General features: G+C 39.5%; 1 protein-coding gene. It reads left to right on the top strand.

What is annotated here, in order from left to right; all coding sequences use genetic code 11:
• Nucleotides 1-34 precede the first annotated feature (34 nt).
• Nucleotides 35-506: amidase family protein (locus Aba26S_RS21045; protein ID WP_043975243.1), on the top strand; the 472-nt coding region annotated here is incomplete at its 3' end.

Here is a 506-nt window from a genome sequence, read left to right as displayed (position 1 = left end):
ATCTACTTGAATTGTTTGATAGGAAGCAAAGAAAATGCCAAAAGATTTTGTTTATGATGATGCAACTGCGTTAGTACAATCCATCCAAAATGGACAAATCAGTAGCCGTGAATTGCTGGAATCACAGATTGAACGGATTAATAAATACAACAAACACATCAATAGTTGTGTTGCATTTGATTATGACAATGCAAGGATTTTAGCAGATCAGGCTGACCTCGCCATCAAGCGACAAGCCCCACTTGGTAAATTACATGGCATTCCGATGACCATCAAAGATGCCTTTAAAGTGAAAGGCATGCCGTGTACCGATGGCAATCCAGAATTCCAACACTATGTCCCCACCGAAAATGCTGTTTCGGTCAATAAATTGGTCGGTGCTGGAGCCATTCCTTTTGCAAAAACCAATGTACCCTTTAAATGTGCAGATATTCAAACCTACAACAAATTTTATGGTACTGCCAATAATCCATGGAATTTAAATCTCACAACAGGCGGCTCATCAA

It is taken from the genome of Acinetobacter sp. NBRC 110496, assembly GCF_000876115.1.
Taxonomy (GTDB): domain Bacteria; phylum Pseudomonadota; class Gammaproteobacteria; order Pseudomonadales; family Moraxellaceae; genus Acinetobacter.
The sequence above is the reverse complement of the archived record's forward strand: the minus strand, read 5'-3'. Positions and strand labels throughout refer to the sequence as shown.